Origin of the sequence: Ralstonia sp. NFACC01, from assembly GCF_900115545.1 — a bacterium.
Taxonomy (GTDB): Bacteria; Pseudomonadota; Gammaproteobacteria; order Burkholderiales; family Burkholderiaceae; genus Ralstonia; species Ralstonia mojiangensis.
Genome location: NZ_FOWV01000004.1, coordinates 131,942 through 148,283, shown reverse-complemented (window position 1 = coordinate 148,283; position 16,342 = coordinate 131,942). Strand labels below are relative to the sequence as shown.

General features: G+C 62.9%; 10 protein-coding genes. 2 read left to right on the top strand and 8 right to left on the bottom strand.

Features of this window, described 5'->3' with window-relative positions:
* Window positions 1–390 precede the first annotated feature (390 nt).
* From BM136_RS11720 to BM136_RS11695, 6 genes are all read right to left on the bottom strand, one after another.
* Window positions 391–1,614 (bottom strand): T6SS immunity protein Tli4 family protein, encoded by a 1,224-nt coding sequence (locus BM136_RS11720; RefSeq protein ID WP_092972002.1) that lies wholly within the window; start codon window positions 1,612–1,614, stop codon window positions 391–393.
* Window positions 1,611–3,494: a lipase family alpha/beta hydrolase gene (locus BM136_RS11715; RefSeq protein WP_092972001.1), complete on the bottom strand. Its 1,884-nt coding sequence runs from the start codon at window positions 3,492–3,494 to the stop codon at window positions 1,611–1,613. Before BM136_RS11715 ends, BM136_RS11720 begins: the two co-directional genes overlap by 4 nt.
* The gene (locus BM136_RS11710; protein ID WP_092972000.1) at window positions 3,484–6,093 is read right to left on the bottom strand and encodes a type VI secretion system Vgr family protein; all 2,610 of its coding nucleotides are present in this window, start codon (window positions 6,091–6,093) and stop codon (window positions 3,484–3,486) included. The genes BM136_RS11715 and BM136_RS11710 overlap by 11 nt, the downstream gene beginning before the upstream one ends.
* 203 nt (window positions 6,094–6,296) lie before the next feature.
* Window positions 6,297–8,726, bottom strand: a complete 2,430-nt coding sequence (locus BM136_RS11705) for a penicillin acylase family protein (RefSeq protein WP_092971999.1) — start codon at window positions 8,724–8,726, stop codon at window positions 6,297–6,299.
* Between the two features lie 269 nt (window positions 8,727–8,995).
* On the bottom strand, window positions 8,996–11,044 hold the full coding sequence (locus BM136_RS11700; RefSeq protein WP_175537120.1) for an ATP-binding protein: 2,049 nt from the start codon (window positions 11,042–11,044) through the stop codon (window positions 8,996–8,998).
* Window positions 11,045–11,183: 139 nt separating this feature from the next.
* On the bottom strand, window positions 11,184–12,482 hold the full coding sequence (locus BM136_RS11695) for an MFS transporter (RefSeq protein WP_092971998.1): 1,299 nt from the start codon (window positions 12,480–12,482) through the stop codon (window positions 11,184–11,186).
* Window positions 12,483–12,634: 152 nt separating this feature from the next.
* Here BM136_RS11695 and BM136_RS11690 point away from each other — a divergent pair, with 152 nt between their 5' ends.
* The gene (locus BM136_RS11690) at window positions 12,635–12,991 is read left to right on the top strand and encodes a DUF3175 domain-containing protein (protein WP_092971997.1); all 357 of its coding nucleotides are present in this window, start codon (window positions 12,635–12,637) and stop codon (window positions 12,989–12,991) included.
* A gap of 19 nt (window positions 12,992–13,010) precedes the next feature.
* Here BM136_RS11690 and BM136_RS11685 read toward each other — a convergent pair whose 3' ends face one another.
* Window positions 13,011–13,292: a hypothetical protein gene (locus tag BM136_RS11685; protein ID WP_092971996.1), complete on the bottom strand. Its 282-nt coding sequence runs from the start codon at window positions 13,290–13,292 to the stop codon at window positions 13,011–13,013.
* 343 nt (window positions 13,293–13,635) lie between these two features.
* On the opposite strand from BM136_RS11685, the gene BM136_RS11680 reads away from it, so the two are divergent.
* Window positions 13,636–13,884: a dodecin gene (locus BM136_RS11680; RefSeq protein ID WP_024978611.1), complete on the top strand. Its 249-nt coding sequence runs from the start codon at window positions 13,636–13,638 to the stop codon at window positions 13,882–13,884.
* Window positions 13,885–13,950: 66 nt separating this feature from the next.
* Here BM136_RS11680 and acpA read toward each other — a convergent pair whose 3' ends face one another.
* Complete coding sequence (gene acpA, locus BM136_RS11675) at window positions 13,951–16,113, bottom strand: acid phosphatase (protein WP_092971995.1); 2,163 nt, start codon at window positions 16,111–16,113, stop codon at window positions 13,951–13,953.
* Window positions 16,114–16,342 lie beyond the last annotated feature (229 nt).

The following is a 16,342-nucleotide window of genomic DNA, read 5'->3' as shown; positions in this document are numbered from 1 at the left end:
TTTTTGCCGTCATATTCGGATGCAACGCTTTGGCAGTGCCTAGTCAACCTCGGTTCTTCCTGTCGCGTCGTTGGGTCAACCAACTGAATACGATCGCTGATCCGGCCGTAGGCAAGAAGAAAAGTCCGTACACGAGGGGCCACGCAGACGAAAGATCCCAAAACCCTCCCGCTGCAGAGTGATGGAGCCAGAAAGTAGGCACAGCCGCACCGCAGTATGGTCCCATGATCGATGCGATGTAGGGGTTGTCAGGGTTCGACGCGGCGCGGGCGATAAGCCGACCTACCAGTACCAGCACCAGGATCAGTACCAGAATTGCTAGAAATAGCGTGATGTCGATGAGATCCATCGTTCAACTAAGGCGATCAACTGCAATGATGTAATTGGCGCTCACAAGTCGTGCTCGCCCATCCACGTCCACACAACGAGCGCTTCATCCTGCGGCAACCCTAACCCGAAGCGGACCATCGGCTCCCCTTGTTGACGAAAGACACTGTGGCCATTAGCAACCCACGCCGCCTTCGGGTGGTCCGGGGGTAGTGCGGCACGCCACAAACCGGTCAGGGGAGTGGGCTCGCCCGAACGCACCGTCACCGGAGCGCCGGTTTGCGTGGGCGGGGCGTTGACACGGAAGCGCAAGCCGTCCAACAGTCGATTCCAGAGGGCCAGTGCTTCTTCATCCGTGAGGGAGGACGGCTGTGCGAGCGTGCGGTTGGCTCTGACGCCGGTGTTGAGTTGGATGTCGACCGAGGCGGGGTTCAGTGCGCTGCCGCTCTTGCCGATGGACGCCCACAGGAATTCATGCGCGAATACACCTTTCTCGAGTCCGTCGCGCCGCAGCAGGACTTGCTCACCCTTCCAGCCATTGACTTCACGCTTACCCAATTGCAAACGCGTGACCCCGGTGGGTGTCACCTTGCCCATCGCGTCGTAGTGGCGTTCGATCAGGCCGGGGTCACCGTCAGTGGTTGCATCTTTGTTGGACAGAATCGAGAAGCTGACATCGGGGAGGCTCGGGAGGTCGATGCCGGCGCCGAAGATTTCCTGGAAATTGCCTGTCGCATCCGCAACGAAGCCGTGGTCGATGCAGACGCCGGGGGCGGTGGGGATTTCTGTGTTGTCGCGCGCGCGGAGGCCACGTACCAATGGAGCCAGACTCTTGCCGCCAGTGAACCACACGTACAGATTGGAGCCAGAGACTACGAAGGTCATTTTCCCTTCGACTCCGTAGGTCTTTGCATTCTTGTTTTCGAACGATCGAACCTCGATGCTATTGTGAACAGCGCTGGGGCCATAGTAGCTAATCTCGGCAGTCTTGCTTTGTGCAAGCTCCGCCGCGCGATAGGCTTCTGCCGTTTTCGTCAACTGGCCTGCAGCCCCAACAAGCGTGACAATCTTTCCAGGAAATTCTTGGAAGCCCCAAAGCAACTCAGCTTCTGCCGGCACCTCCATCACGTAGCGCCCAAAGCACACCTGCTTGGTCTTGGCGAATAGCTTTTGCAAGCGCGGTGACATGGCAACGGGTTCCGACATTTTTTTCTCCGCAAAGGCTGGCGATACGTAGCCCGCCAGGAACAGACTACCCAAGATGATTAAGAAACGACGCCGGTTCATTTGTCCCACCAGGTGGCGGTGTTGGCAATCTTGACGATCGAATACAGGGCGCTGGCCAGCACCTTGTCATCCTTGTAACTGTTCTGATGGTCGTAGCCGGATTGCCGGAAGTGCACGCCGCCAACCGCCTCGGCCGAGGCTTTGGCAGGCACCGTCTGATCGCCAGACTCTTCTGCGGGCGCCAGCTTCAGGGTCAGCAATTTGTTGCCCTGTGTGCGCACCACGATCTGGCCCTCCGCGTCCTCGCTCTCGAAGGTCCACGTGAGAGGATCACCGTGAGACGCGAGGTCGGACGTATCGGCCCGCCAAGTCACGCTGCCGTAGGTTTTTTGCGCAGCGTCTACGCCGTAGCTTGCGTAGGTCGCGGGGTGGTACAGATCTTTGATGTTCTTGTGAAAATCCTGGGCATCCGCAATCCTCTGTCTCGAAAGACCATACGCGTCCTTCCCTTTCAGGTCCTTCTTGGCCGGATTAACCCACTCCGGATTGAGCAACCGCCACCACTCTTTCGGGTTACGCCCATAGATGTCATACACGGGCTCCCCCACGACTGCAGGTGGCGTCGGCTTTTTCACGCCCAACGATTGATGCAGGCTCATCTCTTCGTGATACGCCTTCAACGGCTCGTCTGAGGTGGCTGGCAGCGCCATCGCCAGCCGGTCATCGTGGGCGGCTTTCACCCGCAGCCAACCACGTGGATAGGAGGCGATCGGCAGCAACTCCAGAGGCCCCGGAGCATTGGCGAAGACTGCCGTCACCTCTTTGCCGGTCTTCCCCATGATCCTGCGCGCAACTTGCCCGGGCACGTCGAGTATCGATGCAGCATCGAACCCCGTGCGCACTCGCTTGTAGGCTGCTGCCGAGCCCAGTGCGGGCTGCACGCTGTGGTAGACACCCAGAATCTTGTCCTTGATGTTTCCATACTCGGGGTGCAGCAGTGCGCGCGTCACCAGCCCGCCCATTGAGTGCGTGACGATGATGACCTTCTCGCATTGCCGTCCATTGGCCTTGTACATCTGAATGATGTCGGTAATGCGCTTGGCGATCTTCTTCGCGGACTCGCCATTGCTTTGCAGGTAGTTGTAGCCCATCGCGTAAACCGGATACCAGCAATTGGCTATGCGCAGAATGTCTGCGTCGGTTAGAGCGTCGCCCGCGCCGCCCCACTGGGAAGGATTGATGTCCAATACCCGCCCGCTGGAGCGAGTGCTGTCCTTACGCCAACGTGGGCTCACCATTGCCATGCCACCAACGGATGGGTATGCCATGCTGTTCAGGTGCTCCTCCATCAACTTGATGACCTCGCCATACGACGAGCGAAACAGCACCTCGCTCCAGCCACGCCAGCGGGCTTTCTGCGCGGCGGTGGATTCGTGCTTGCCGCGTTTGGCTTTCCATTGTTCGGCGGCCGGTGGCAATGGCGCGTTCATCAGCAAGCCAATATCAGGGAGCCCGTTTGGTACATCCTGATGACGCGCGTCGGAATCCTGGGTTCTCTCGCCGGTCAGGTCGAATTTGTCCGCGTCTTCCGTGATCTCGTAGCGATCAACTTCGACCTCATCCGGATCGAACATGAGCTGCCGCTGACTTGGGGTGAGGTACTGAGCTTGGTGGGTGTCACCGCCGAATAGGCCACCAGGGCCCAAATCATCCGGTCGCCATGCTTTGTTGTCTGTCTGCTTGAGGAACCCTTGCCGATCGCGGCTCATGCGCAGGTTGGTTCCCATGACGCCCGGCAGAAAGATGATGGGGATCACTTTGGTCGAGGGTACCGGCAGGCTGATGCGCACCTTGTCAATCGAGGGCGTGAGTGCAATGGTGGCGCCGGCATGCCCGCCGATTTCCTCTCCGACGGGCAAGTGGATACGATCAATTTCCATGCAGCAGGTCCAGAATCTGAATTTGGAAGTTTTCCGCGCTTTGGCTTCGATGCAGCTTGGTCAAGCCATCGGAGCCGGTCACGCCTTCGATCACGCTGCCGTCGGCGTGCGTCATGCGGAATTTGCGGTTGGCGGCCGGGGAGCCATCGGGTAGATGCAGATAGACTTCTTGGTCGAAATCGCTGTGTGGCAGCGAAACAGCACTGAGGCTCATGCCATCGGGGCCTGTGACGCTATATGAACCGGCATGAATTTGCTTCTTGTCGCTCATGCCTTCAATGATCTGCTGGGGCGTCCAGCGCTGGTAGGTTTGCCCGACCTTGAACAAGATGCCTTGATCGGCCTCGAACACGATTTCGCCCAGCGAGCGGAGATGGATCTTGCGCTTGGCAATACCCTTTATGTCACCGTCCTGCGCCTCGAGCACGATGTGATCGGTGGCAGCAACGAGCTTGATTCCAAGACTGTGCGCGAAGAGCGCAATGCGGCGCGCAGCGCTGGCAAAGAACCCGCCATTGCTGACAAAGGATGCGTGCTTGCCCGTGGTCACGGCCAGATGCTCGCCGCTGTGCAATTGGGTTGATCGTGCTGTTGTAGCCGCCATGCCGGCAGGCGACGCCAGCACGAGGTGTGGCGCACTCAGTTCGCCGTGAGCCTCGCCCGGGCCACGGATTTCGTCATGCTGTGCTTTGAGCGCATGGGCGACGTCTTGTTGTTCGGCATCTTGCGCGTTGTGATGCTGCGCGAGTTGGCCGGTGGTGTCGTGAGCATGCTGTGCCTGATGCAGCCGGGCGACCGTTTCGCCCATGTCCTTGTGGTGCGCTTTGGCATCGGGCCGGGCTTCTGTGCTGATCAGCAGGCCATCACCGCCGCGTACGGCACCGTGCCCGTCCGTGCGCAGTTCGAACCCTTCGCCACGTTTCTCTTGGCGCCCGATGCCGCGCAGGATGCGGGTGATATAGCCCAGGCTGAGGCTGGAATTCTGGTGATCGCTCTGTAGTTGCGTCTGAATTTGGCCTTGCGTGTCGTCCTGGACGAAGGTGTTAGTGCCACCCCCGCGCAGTTCTTTGCTGACGAAGCCGGACAGTGCGTGATGCCCTGGCATCGGCCACTGGGGCATGTTGTTCCGGTTAGGGACACGGCCAGTGATGATGGGGCAATCCGGATCGCCATTGAGGAAGTCGACGATGACTTCCTGGCCGATACGCGGAATCTGAATGGCCCCAAAGCGCTCGCCTTGCCATGGAGAGGACGCTCGCACCCAGCAGGAACTGTTAGCGTTTCGTTGGCCGATGCGGTCCCAGTGGAATTGCAGGTGGACGCGGCCGTATTCATCGGTCCAGACTTCCTGGTTCTCGGGGCCGACCACGCTTGCCGTTTGGGGGCCAGTCGTTCTCGGCTTGGGCTGCGTGCGCTCGGGGCGGAAGAGTTCGTTGCTGGGCTGCGCGTTGAAGCTGACTTCGCAGTACCACGGTTGACCACCTCCTGATGCTTCGGGCACGTCCTCAATTCGGAGCTGCGTGCCGAGGATCAGGTACTCCCGATTGGCTTCGTCTTGCAAGAAGTGCGTCAGCCTGAAGGTGCAGCCAGGCACCATGGCGCGGACGTTGCCAGCTCCGCTTACTCGCCGGCCGTGCTGACGTAAGGCTTCCATTCGCAGACGGGCGATTTGATTGCCTTCGGCCCATGGGTCGTTGCCGGTGGCGGGCTGGCTGTGGTCACCGGGCCATTCGCGCACTTCCGCTTCGGCGTGGGCGGTGTCGAGCGGATCGGAGGCGCGGACGGTCAAGTCCGCCGTTGGCTTGACGAAGTCGTAGTCGGTGCTGGCCCATTGGCCGGAGACGACGCGGTCGTGCAGCTCAAAGGTGTGCAGGTGTTCTTCGTCGATGCGATCAGAGGACGGTTGCCAGCGGATCGTTTGATATGCGGGGCTGGCGAACGGAGCAAATGCGCCATTGCCATCGGTGAGGATCAGACGGTGCTTGCCGTCGCTGTGCTCGATGTGCCAGGAAATGCCCCACTCTTGTGTAAGGCGCTGGAAGAACTCGAAGTCGCTTTCGTTGTATTGAACCTGGTATTCGCGCCTGGGGTAGCGAGCGACATCCAGACGGCGTTCAACGGGGAAGATGTAATCGGCGAGCAGGGTGTCGAGGATGTCGACAACGGTTTGCCGCTGGAAGATGCGGGTGTCGCGGTTGAGCGTGGCCAACCAGAGCCAGGGGCGAAGCGTAAGGCGGTATTTGATCTGCCGGCCCTGGCCCACGGGGATGGGGCCAACGATGTCGGTGACCAGACCAGTAATCTCGCGCCTGCCCGCACCGATGCCACCTCCAAGGCCAAAGCCGTTGCCATCCAGCGCAACGGTGACAGTGAGTTCCTGGCCGCGTAGTGCGTTGGTGTCGAGATTCGCCCCAGGGCCGTAGAGAACGTTGCGATCGTCGGGGGTCTTGAGTTCGACTTCGTACTCGAACAGCTCGCCCAGATGCTCGGTACCGAAGAGCTTGGAAAACACCAGGGCTGGTTGGCCCATGACCTCCGGCAATCCAGCCCCGGAGACGGTAACGGTTCGGGTGGCAAACGGTAACTCTCGACGGCCCATGGCGGCAACGCTCCAGCTCGGGAAGCTGTGGAGCGTAGCCAGCGAGAGGTCCGTCTGCCTGCGAATTCACAAAATAATCCAATCTGTCAGGATATTGAGTTGTCCACGTATCTGGATCGACGCCGCCAGTTGGGCGGTACAAAAGCACAAAGAAAAACGCCATCGCGTATTCGCGGTGGCGTTTTTGCTTGCGCATCGTGTGCTTACTTCCCCGGCACCAGGTGCACACGCGACTCGGTCGCCGCCTCCACCGCCTTGCGCGAATACAGCAACGGGAAATACTCACCCTTTAGCCACAGCGGTGCCAGGTCGCGGTAGTGCGGGCTGTCAGGGTTGCCGGACTGGCCGGGCAGGTTGACGGCGCGCGAGTTGTCCCAGTTGCCCACGTCCACCACCGTGCGAAACGAGGGGCCGTTCGTCTGCAGGAAATCGCTCGCGCGATAGGTCGACTGGTTGGGCGTGTAGGGGCTGCCGCCTTCAGGCGTGGGGCCGACGTTGAGCTTGGCGCGCGTGGCTTCGTCGACGATGGCGGCGAACGGATGGGCGTTGAGGTTGTGGTGCAGTTGGCCCCAGTTCCACGCTTGCGGGTTCGGGCCCTGGCGTTTGGCCATATCGCTCCACGCATTCTTCAAGCTGTCGAGCAGCACGGCATCACGTTTGGTGGCGGCTTGTTGCGGGTCTTCGCCAAACTTGTGTTCGCTGCCTTGCGGGTGTTCCAGCGTGTCGAGCATGACGTCGGTGTCGGGCGCGGCCATTGCTTCGGCGCTGGCCTTGGAAAGCACGGCGTTCTTGAATGCGCGGCTCAGGTGGTGCGTGAACCAGACCTCATGCAGCGCGGCTTGCGGAGAATCCGCCAGCATGGTCGCGTTCCAGCCCTTGAACAGGTTGAGCGCGGCTTGCGTGTCGGCGTCGTTGGACGACAGAGGCGCCAGCAGGGCCATCAGCCTGCGCGCCGGGATCGAGACCATGTCGTTCTGCAGGCGCATCGAATCTTCGATCGACACCTTGTCGAGTCTGGCCAGCACTTCGTCAATGCGTGCGTGGCGCGAGCCGTTGGTCCACTCGAAGCCGAGCTTTCGCTCGCGGTACGGGTAGTCCGGTGGCAGGTTCATCTCGTTGGACGAGGTGAAGTAGCCTGACTTGGGGTTGTAGGTGCTGGGCAGTTGATCGCCGCGCCAGAATCCGGCCCATTCGTAGCGGCCGTCACCGGGTACGGGCAGCAGGCCGTCCCAGTTCCGGCGGATCGGGGCGAGGCCGCCCGGCACCCAGCCGATGTTGCCTTTTGTGTCCGCATAGACCTGGTTTTCAGTGGGTGCGCCCCAGTTCATCATTGACTGCTTGAACTGCGCGAAGGTGCGTGCGCGCATGTACCCGACCGAGCCGAAATACGGCGACATGCCCGGCGACAGCCACGCGGAGCGCACGGCATACGCCCGGTGCTTCTCGGCATCGATGTAGATGACGGGGCCGTGGCGCGTGAAGGTCAGGTCGACGGGGCGGGACTCACCGCCGCGCACCTTCACGGCTTCGTGCAGCACGGTGAAGGGCTCCCAGCCGCCGTTGTAGCGGTATTCGCTATTGTTGGCCGGGTTCAGTTCGTAGACGTAGAGGTCTTCCTGATCAATGTTGAAGATGGTCAGGCCGAACGCGACGTGCCCGTTATGCCCGATCGACACGGCCGGCAGCGATGGCTCTCCGGCGCCGATGATGTCGAGCGTGGGTGTGCTGAGGTGGGCGATGTAGCGCAGGCTCGGTGCCGAATACGCGCGGTGCGGGTCGTTGGCCATCACGGCGCGGCCGGTGGTGGATTTGCCCGGCGCGATCACCCAGTTGTTGCTGCCCTCCATCGTCTCTTCGAGGTTGGCGGCGGCGGCCACGCGCGTGTTGTCGACGTCTACGCCCTTAAGCGATTCGGGCGTGAGGCGCACGCCCTGCGTGGCGAGCGTGAAGACCTTCAGCAGATCCTTCGGCAGGCATGGGTCCAGGCCTTCGGGCAACTGAGTTTGCCAGGCGGGCTGCAGGCCGAAGCGGATGGTGTCGTCGGCAAGGTTGGCCTTGCAGGCCACGTTGGCGCGAGCGACCTCCGATTGCAGATTGCGCGTCAGCCCGTGGCTGCGGATGCGCACCACGTCTTCCGGCGCCCAGTGCGCGGGCGTGTAGTTCAGCTTGCGGAACTCGAACGGCATCTGCTCCGGATGCTTGATCAGCCAGTCGACATACGCGTTGATGCCGGCGACGAAGCGCGTGGCAATGCGCTGCGCATCGGGGCTGTAATGATTCCATTCGACTTGCATGTCACCGCGATAGAGGAACAGCCGCGTCGCGTGATCCTGTTCGACATAGGCGGCCCCGAACACCTCCGAAAGCTGTCCCAGGCCGCGGCGGCGCCACAGATCGATCTGGAACAGGCGGTCCCGCGCCGCGTTGAAGCCTTGCGCGAAGAAGCCGTCGTCTTCGCTCTTGGCGTAAATGTGTGGCACGCCCCAGCGGTCGATCAGGATGTCGGCGGGTTTTGACAGGCCGGGTACGGCGATGGTCTGAGTGGCCGCCTTGGGCGCGTCTTTGGCAGCGGCCTGCGCAGAAATGCCAAGCGCAACGGCAGACAACAGCACGGGAAGCGAACGGATAAGCATGGCGATGCAGTCTCCTCTCTGAGCCCGGAATGCCAGCGCAGCCCAGATGGGCAGGGAGGATTCAGGCGTTCTTATGGATACGGCAGACAACCGCGAGCGCGGCTGATTGGGAAGGGCAAGCTGGCCGATCGAGTGAGCCGGTGCTGGCAACTGCTAGGGGAGAGATGCCCACCGATCGGCACAGACTGACGAGTATGCGGACCTCTCGCCACCTGCGCCAATGACTTTTGTTGGGTCAACCATTCCGTCAAGGCATGGTTGCCGATGTGTCACACCAGCGTCTCAGGCCCGGTCTTGCGATGCACATTTGCGGCCAGCACGTGGCCCAGCTCGCCCGGGAAGATCGGCTTCGTGATGACGGATTGGTAACCGGCTTCCTTCGCTGCCTTCAGGCGGATCGGGTCGGCGAAAGCCGTCACGGCGATGGCGGGCAGGTCGGTCAAACCGCGTTCGCGCACGGCTCGCACGAGCTGCATGCCGTCCATGCCCGGCATGGCAAGGTCGCTGACCAGCGCATCGAACGGGTAGGCGTTGGCGACTGCATGTTCCAGCGCCTCGAGCGCGGCGGCTCCGCCGGATACAGTGACAACCTCGGCGCCGTAGCGCTCCAGCATCAGGGCGATCACGCCGAGCGATTCGGGGTTGTCATCCACCGCCAGCACGCGGATGCCGTCCAGCGTCGGCATGCCTGTCCCTGCGACCAGCCCCGGCGCGCGGTTGGCCTGTTCGCCCGGTTGCGCTGCATGCAGCGGTAGCGACACGGCCATGGTGGTGCCACGGTCCGCACCGCTGCTGGCGGCGGTGATGCGGCCGTGATGCAGCTCGACAAGCTGCTTGGCAATCGCCAGCCCCAGGCCGAGCCCGCCGTGGCGGCGTGTGCTGGACAGATCGGCCTGCTGGAAGCGGTCAAAAATATGCGGCAGGAAGGCCGGCTCGATGCCGATGCCGGTGTCGCGCACGGTGGCGACCACGCCTTCGGGCGACGGGTGCACCGAGAGCCGGATGTGCCCACCCTCAGGCGTGAACTTGACGGCGTTGGCCAGCAGGTTCCAGAACACCTGCTTCAGGCGCCCGGCATCGCCTTGCAGCATCGGCACGGGCAGGAATTCGGTATCGATGGTGATGTTCTTCTGGCGCGCCATGGGCTCGATGGTCTCGCGCGCGCGTTCCAGCACATCGGCCAGGTCCACGGGGCCGATCTCCAGCGGGACCTTGCCCGAGAGGATGGCCGACATGTCGAGCAGATCATCGATCAGGTGGACTTGCGTGCGGGCGCTGCGCTCGATGGCTTCAATGCCGCGCTTGAACATCGCTTCATCGTAGGCGCGCATGTTCAGCAGTTGCGCCCAGCCCAGCACCGCATTGAGCGGTGTGCGTAGCTCGTGGCTGACGGTCGCCAGGAAATCGTCCTTCAGGCGGCTGGCGCGCTCGGCTTCTTCGCGGGCGCGGGATTCGGCTTCGAGCAACTGCGTGCGGCGGGCCTCGGCCTGGCGGCGCTCGCTGATGTCGATCACGGCGTTGGTCAAACCGATGATCTCTCCGGTGTCGTCGCGCAGCGGCATGACCACCACGTCGTAGACCACGCGCTGCGTATGGCGCCGACGGAATGCGAACTCAACGCGCGTAGGCGTGCCGGTTGCGATGACGCGCTGGCCGGCTTCGGTCAGGCGCGACGCGGCGCGGCGGCCGAACACTTCGCGCACCGTCCGCCCCATGAGCTGCTCGGGCTGCAGGCCGAACACGGGGTTGTGCACCCACGTGAAGTGCATCGTGTTGTCGACGTCGTAGAGTGAGATGGGCGAGGCCTGCAGTGCGGCCAGCAGGCGTTGCTGCGACAGGCGTTGCTGGGTTTCGGCCCGCGCACGCCGTTCAGCCCCGGCGCGGGCGCGGCGCAACTGCTCGCACAAGGCGCAGATGAGCAATGCGCCCACCCCAAACACCGTCATCTGGATTGACGTGAGAGGCATCGCGGCAGGCCAGCTTTGCAGCGTGGCCAGTGCCATGAACAACCCCGCATAGCAGGCGATGGCCAGCATCCCCGGCCAGAAGCCGCCATACCACGCGGCAATCGTCACTACCGGAAAGGCCAGGTAGAACGGCAGATGGATACCCATCGCCGATTCGAGCAGCACCCGCCCGATCGTGCCGACTGCGGCAGCACCGATCGCCACGAGCCATGCGGAAGGACGAATGGCCGGCGCACCGTTGAACCCGCTAGTGCTGAAGGGCCCAGGGTCCGGCAACGGGGCAGGGGCGGCAGCGCGCGCGTCCGAAGGGCGGGACGAAGAGGGCGGAATGGACGTCACAGTCGGGCGCAATACCGGGCGTGGAACAAGGCAGCCAAAGGTGACTCAGGATACGAATTGGCCGTCGCCGATGCCATCGGGGTTTCGCTGACACGCTTGCAAGACAGCGCCCCATTCTTGCTCAGGCCAGCAGCAGCGCGGGCCCGCGGGTTTATCCCCCTGAAGAGGGGTGTCCGGCATGCTCGGGGTGCGGATCGCGCATGCGATCGCGTTGCGTCAGGGCGGGAAACAGCCGCATCCAGGCTGCCACCACCAACAGCGTGCCAAGGCCGCCAAGCACCACCGAGGCCACTGGCCCCAGCAGCCCGGCCAACATGCCCGATTCGAATTCGCCCAACTGGTTGGACGCACCCACGAACACGGAATTGACGGCGCTCACGCGCCCGCGCATGGCATCGGGCGTATCGAGCTGCACCAGCGAAGTGCGGATCACCACACTGATCATGTCCGACGCGCCCAGTAGCACCAGTGCCAGCATCGACAGCGGCAGCCAGCGCGACACCCCGAACACCAGCGTCGTCAGTCCAAATACCGCCACGGCAGCAAACATCACCCGGCCAACACGCCGATCGAGTGGACGGTGCGCCAGGAAGAGCGCCATGCCCAGCGCCCCCACCGCCGGCGCCGAGCGCAGCAGCCCCAGCCCCCATGCGCCTGTGCCCAGGATGTCGCGCGCGTAGATCGGCAGGAGCGCGGTCGCGCCGCCCAGCAATACGGCAAACAGGTCGAGCGAGATGGCGCCCAGCACCACTGGCCGCCCCTTGATGAACGCGATACCGGCGAACAGCGATTCGAGGCTCACAGGCGTGCTGACGGGCACAGCGCGCTCCATCCGCACCAGCGCCAGCAACACGTGCGCGAGCAAAAACAGCGCGGCTGCCGTGGCATACACCACTGGGGCCCCGGCCACGTACAGAAAGCCGCCCAGCGCCGGCCCCAGGATGACGCCGGTCTGCCCGGCCGAGCTCGACAGCGCCACTGCGCGCGGCAATGCCTGCAGTGGCACCAGCGTCGGCAATAGCGCTTGCAGCGTCGGCGTCTCGAAGGCGCGCATGGCGCCAATCACCACCACGCACAGGAAGATCAGCTGCACACCGGCGTGCCCATTGGCCGCCAGCACAGCCAGCGCGAGGGCCACCAGGGCTTCGATGGCCTGACAGGCACGCACGACGTACCGCCGGTCGTAGCGGTCCGCAATATGGCCGGAGGCCAGCACCAGCACCACCGACGGCAAGAACTGCGCCAGCCCGACCAGCCCTAGCACATAGGCGCTGCGCGTCAGGTCGTAGATCTGCCAGCCGACGGCCACCCCGAACATCTGATACGCGAAGGTGGTGGACAGCCGGGCGAACCAGAACAGCCTGAAGGCGGGGTAGGAGAACGGCGCATGTGAAAGCGTTTGCGCGGATGCGGAAGAGGAAGCGGGAGAAAGACCGGCGTCGCCAGACACGTTGGATATGCGCCGGAACCCGGCGATCAATGAAGGAGGCGGAAAAGAGGCGTGAAGCGTCCGTCATCGTAACGGAAGTCGCCGCTTTGTAGCTGCCCGCGCGGGTACGTGGCTTGCGGAACTGCCGGTACATCATTACAGGAGATTTCATCATGGCCACGCACCACGCCCGGCCCAAGCCGGCGACGGCCAAATCGAAGGCCAAACCGAAGCCCCAGCGCTGGTCGCACCATGTGATGGAAACCAGTGACGCGCTGGACATCGAACCCGACATCTTCAAGTCGCGCAGCCCCGCGCGGATTGCAGCGTCGCTCAAGGCATCGGCTGAGCACAGCCGGCGGCGCAAGGGGACGGCATTCCAGTCGGCCATGTCAATGCTGACGTTCTATATCAATCGGGCGGGGCACAATCTCAGCGCCGGCCGGCGCCGGATTCTCGAACGTGCCAAGGGTGCGCTGCGTGCCGAGTTCGGTCGCCCTGCGCATAGCGCGGCCAAGGCCCGGCATTGATGGGAAGGTGTGGCGCGGCTCAGATGGTCAGCATGACGCTGAGCAACTGGCGGGCGACCGCCTTGTAGTTGGCCTCGTCACCCTGCGGCGAATACGTGGACAGCGTCTTGCCCCGGTATTTGACCGTCACGATGCCGTTGCGGGTCGAATAGGTGGCTTCGATGCTCCGGCCGCCGCGCTCGAGATTGAAAGGGATGGTCTCGGCGACTAGGCGCGCGGTTTCCTGTGTGGCCGGCGGCGTGGGCGGTACGGCCGACAGCGGCGAGTATGAGGCGGATGCTTGTTGTTCTGGGTGGCGCATGACGCCTCCTCTTGGGGGAAACGGGTGTGCACTCCAACGCAGGTTCCGTACCAGCTCCGTTTGGCCTGGACATGCCACGCGGTCGCCCGAAAAGTGGCACCTCAACAGCAGTCAGGCGCTCGGCATGCGAGCGGGTTTGACGCCACGCGTCGGTCCGTTGACGAGATTTGTCAGCTTTGTAAACGCAATTAACCGCCATGAATTTTTGGCCCCGTGCAAATCCGGGCTATCAAGGCGGAGGGACAGGTGCCATTCTGGTAAGTGCCATGGCGCGCGCATCGCATGCACATCGCGCCTTGCAGGCACCCTGCCGACGTTCCAACCATGCCAACAAGGAGGCGATATGGGTTCCCATACCTACAAGATGATCGAGCTGGTCGGGTCTTCACCCGACTCCAGCGATGCAGCCGTCCGCAACGCCATCGCGCGAGCGGGCGAGACGCTCAAGCATCTGGACTGGTTTGAAGTGCTGGAAACACGCGGCCACCTGGTGGACGGCAGAATCGCCCACTGGCAGGTGACGATCAAGGTGGGGATGCGGCTTGAAACGCTGGAGAGCGAAAAGCCCGCCGGCAAGAAGAAGGGCAAATAGCGGTTAAAGAAAAAAGGCGGCCAGGATTGCTCCGGCCGCCTTTTTCGTGAGGACTGCGTTGCAGCGTTATTGCGCCTGCGTGAAGTCCAACGCGTTGGTCAGGTCGCCCATCGGCTTGTTGCCGTTGGAGACGAGCGCGGCGTCGCGTTGCTTGATACCCGGCAGCGTTGGCAGGTCGAAGCGGTGCGTGATCAGGCGCAGCACCGAAGCCGTGTCGTACTGCGTGTGGTCAACGAACCCCTTCTTGGCGAACGGCGAGACAACGATCGCCGGGATACGCGTGCCCGGGCCCCAGCGGTCAGCCTTCGGCACCGTGGCGTGGTCGTAGAAGCCGCCGTTTTCGTCATACGTCACGACGATCACCATGTTCTTCCACTGCGGGCTCTTCTGCAGTTGGGCGATCACGTTGGCGATGTGCGCGTCGCCGTCAGCCACGTTGGCATAGCCCGGGTGCTGGTTCAGGTTGCCTTGCGGCTTGTAGAACGTGACAGCGGGCAGCTTGCCTGCGGCTGCGTCTTGCAGGAAGGCGGCGTCGTAGTCGCGCAGGTGGGCCGCACGCTCAGCAGCACCGGTGCTCGTGGCCGGGTCGAAGCGGCTGAAGTAGTTGAACGGCTGGTGGTGCGGCTGGAACTGGATCGAACCGCTGTAGATCACGCTTCGCGTAGCGTTCGGGGCGTCGGCGATGGCCGCGTTCCAGGCGCCGGCGTACCAGGCCCAGTCCACGCCACGTGCGGTCAGCAGGTCACCGATGTTGGTGGTCGACTGCTTCGGCAGGGTGGTGGCCTTGGTCGGATCGGCGTAAGCCGCATTGCCGCTGGCTACGGCGTTGCCCGACGGCTGGTACGGCGGCTGCATCGTGTTGACGGCGTACGAATTGCCGTTGCTGTCGACCGGCGTCAGGTTGCCGTCCTTCGTGGCGTTGCCATCGTCGGCCGCGCCTGCGTATGAGGTCGGCGCACCGGCCATCACCGAGCTTGCCGCCGGGATGAGCGTCGGGCTGCCGTCTGCATTCGTCTTGACGTTGGCGATGCTGCCCTTGGCCGGCGAGGTCGCGGCGTTCGGATAGACCGGCGCGCACGCGCAGATCAGGTACTGGTGGTTCAGGAACGAACCGCCGAATGCGCCCATGAAGAAGTTATCCGCCAGCGTGTACTGCTTGGCGATGTTCCACATGGTCATCTTGCTGCCGTCGTAGTAGCCCATGGTCAGGCCGCCGGCGTCGGCAAAGGCGGCGAACTTGTCGTTCTTGCCGCCGTTGATCTGCATCTGGTTTTGATAGAAGCGGTGCCAGAGATCGCGCGTGATGACGTTCTGGCCGACGACCGTGCCCGTGCTGCCGAAGCCCGACGGGCTGTCGATCTGGAACATCTGATTGGGCATGTTGGCCGTGGACGCCTGCGTGATCTGCACGCTTTGGCCGGCTGCGGTCACGCCACCCCAGGTGGGCGGCAGCGTTGGCAGCACGGAGCCATCGAAGTCTTTCTGCGCAACGGCGGTGCCCGTCGAGGTCGGGTTCACACCGGGGATGCCATTGGCGCCCGGGAACAGGCCGTACAGGTTATCGAAGCCGCGGTTTTCTGCGTAGATCACCACGATCGTCTTGACGTTGTTGGCCAGCGCCATGCGCTTGGCCACGCCGTCACGCAGGCTCTTGCCGACGTCGCCGCCGTTGGCAATGGCGTCAGCGATCAGGGCGATGGCCTGGTCGATTTCAGCCTGCAGGGCAGCCTTGGTGCCAGCGTCGGTTTCCTTGTTGTGGTCTTCCAGCAGCTTGTCGATCGTCACGCCAAGGCGTGCGGCGAGCGCCGTCTTGGCGGCATTGATGTCGCCGCCGTTGCTGTCCATCAGCACAGCCAGTTCGGTCGAGATGGCGCTGACAACGGCGTTGGCACCGGCCGGTGCGCGGAACACCAGCGGCTGCGTGATGGCCGTGTGCGTACCCTTGTCCGGGTCGTTGCGGAAGGCGTCCGTGCCAATTTCCACGGTGATGGCGCCCGAGCCAGCCAGCGTGTAAGCGCCGTTCGCATCGGTGTAGGTGCTGGTCTCACCCGAATCGCACTTGCCGTTGTTGTTGGCGTCGATACAGACCTTGGCATGTTCGAAGTAGCTGCCCGTCACGACGCCCGAGGTGGACGCGGAGGCATTGCTGTTCGAATCGCTGCCACCACAGGCAGACATGCTGGCCGCAACCAACGCGGTCAGCGGCAAAAGACGAAGCGCTCGGCTCATGATTTCCCTGGATTGTTGTGTGGGGGACGAAAGCGAGCCGGAGTCTGTGCTTTGTGTGTGACAAGTTGATGATGAAAACGCAGGCGTAGCGCCGATTTCGCCCCAGTTCAGCGTGATAACCATCATCAGGATGAGCAGGGGCACCACCGAACGTTTGAAGACATTTGCCACCATAGGACCTCTCCAAGGGCTGACGTGACACACGTTTGACGACATCAAAGTGTCATGG

Coding starts and splice junctions, on each gene's coding strand:
- BM136_RS11680 (WP_024978611.1), top strand. CDS start 13,636: ATGGGTTCCCATACCTACAAGATGATCGAGCTGGTCGGGTCTTCACCC.
- BM136_RS11710 (WP_092972000.1), bottom strand. CDS start 6,093: ATGGGCCGTCGAGAGTTACCGTTTGCCACCCGAACCGTTACCGTCTCC.
- BM136_RS11715 (WP_092972001.1), bottom strand. CDS start 3,494: ATGGAAATTGATCGTATCCACTTGCCCGTCGGAGAGGAAATCGGCGGG.
- BM136_RS11685 (WP_092971996.1), bottom strand. CDS start 13,292: ATGCGCCACCCAGAACAACAAGCATCCGCCTCATACTCGCCGCTGTCG.
- BM136_RS11720 (WP_092972002.1), bottom strand. CDS start 1,614: ATGAACCGGCGTCGTTTCTTAATCATCTTGGGTAGTCTGTTCCTGGCG.
- acpA (WP_092971995.1), bottom strand. CDS start 16,113: ATGAGCCGAGCGCTTCGTCTTTTGCCGCTGACCGCGTTGGTTGCGGCC.
- BM136_RS11705 (WP_092971999.1), bottom strand. CDS start 8,726: ATGCTTATCCGTTCGCTTCCCGTGCTGTTGTCTGCCGTTGCGCTTGGC.
- BM136_RS11690 (WP_092971997.1), top strand. CDS start 12,635: ATGGCCACGCACCACGCCCGGCCCAAGCCGGCGACGGCCAAATCGAAG.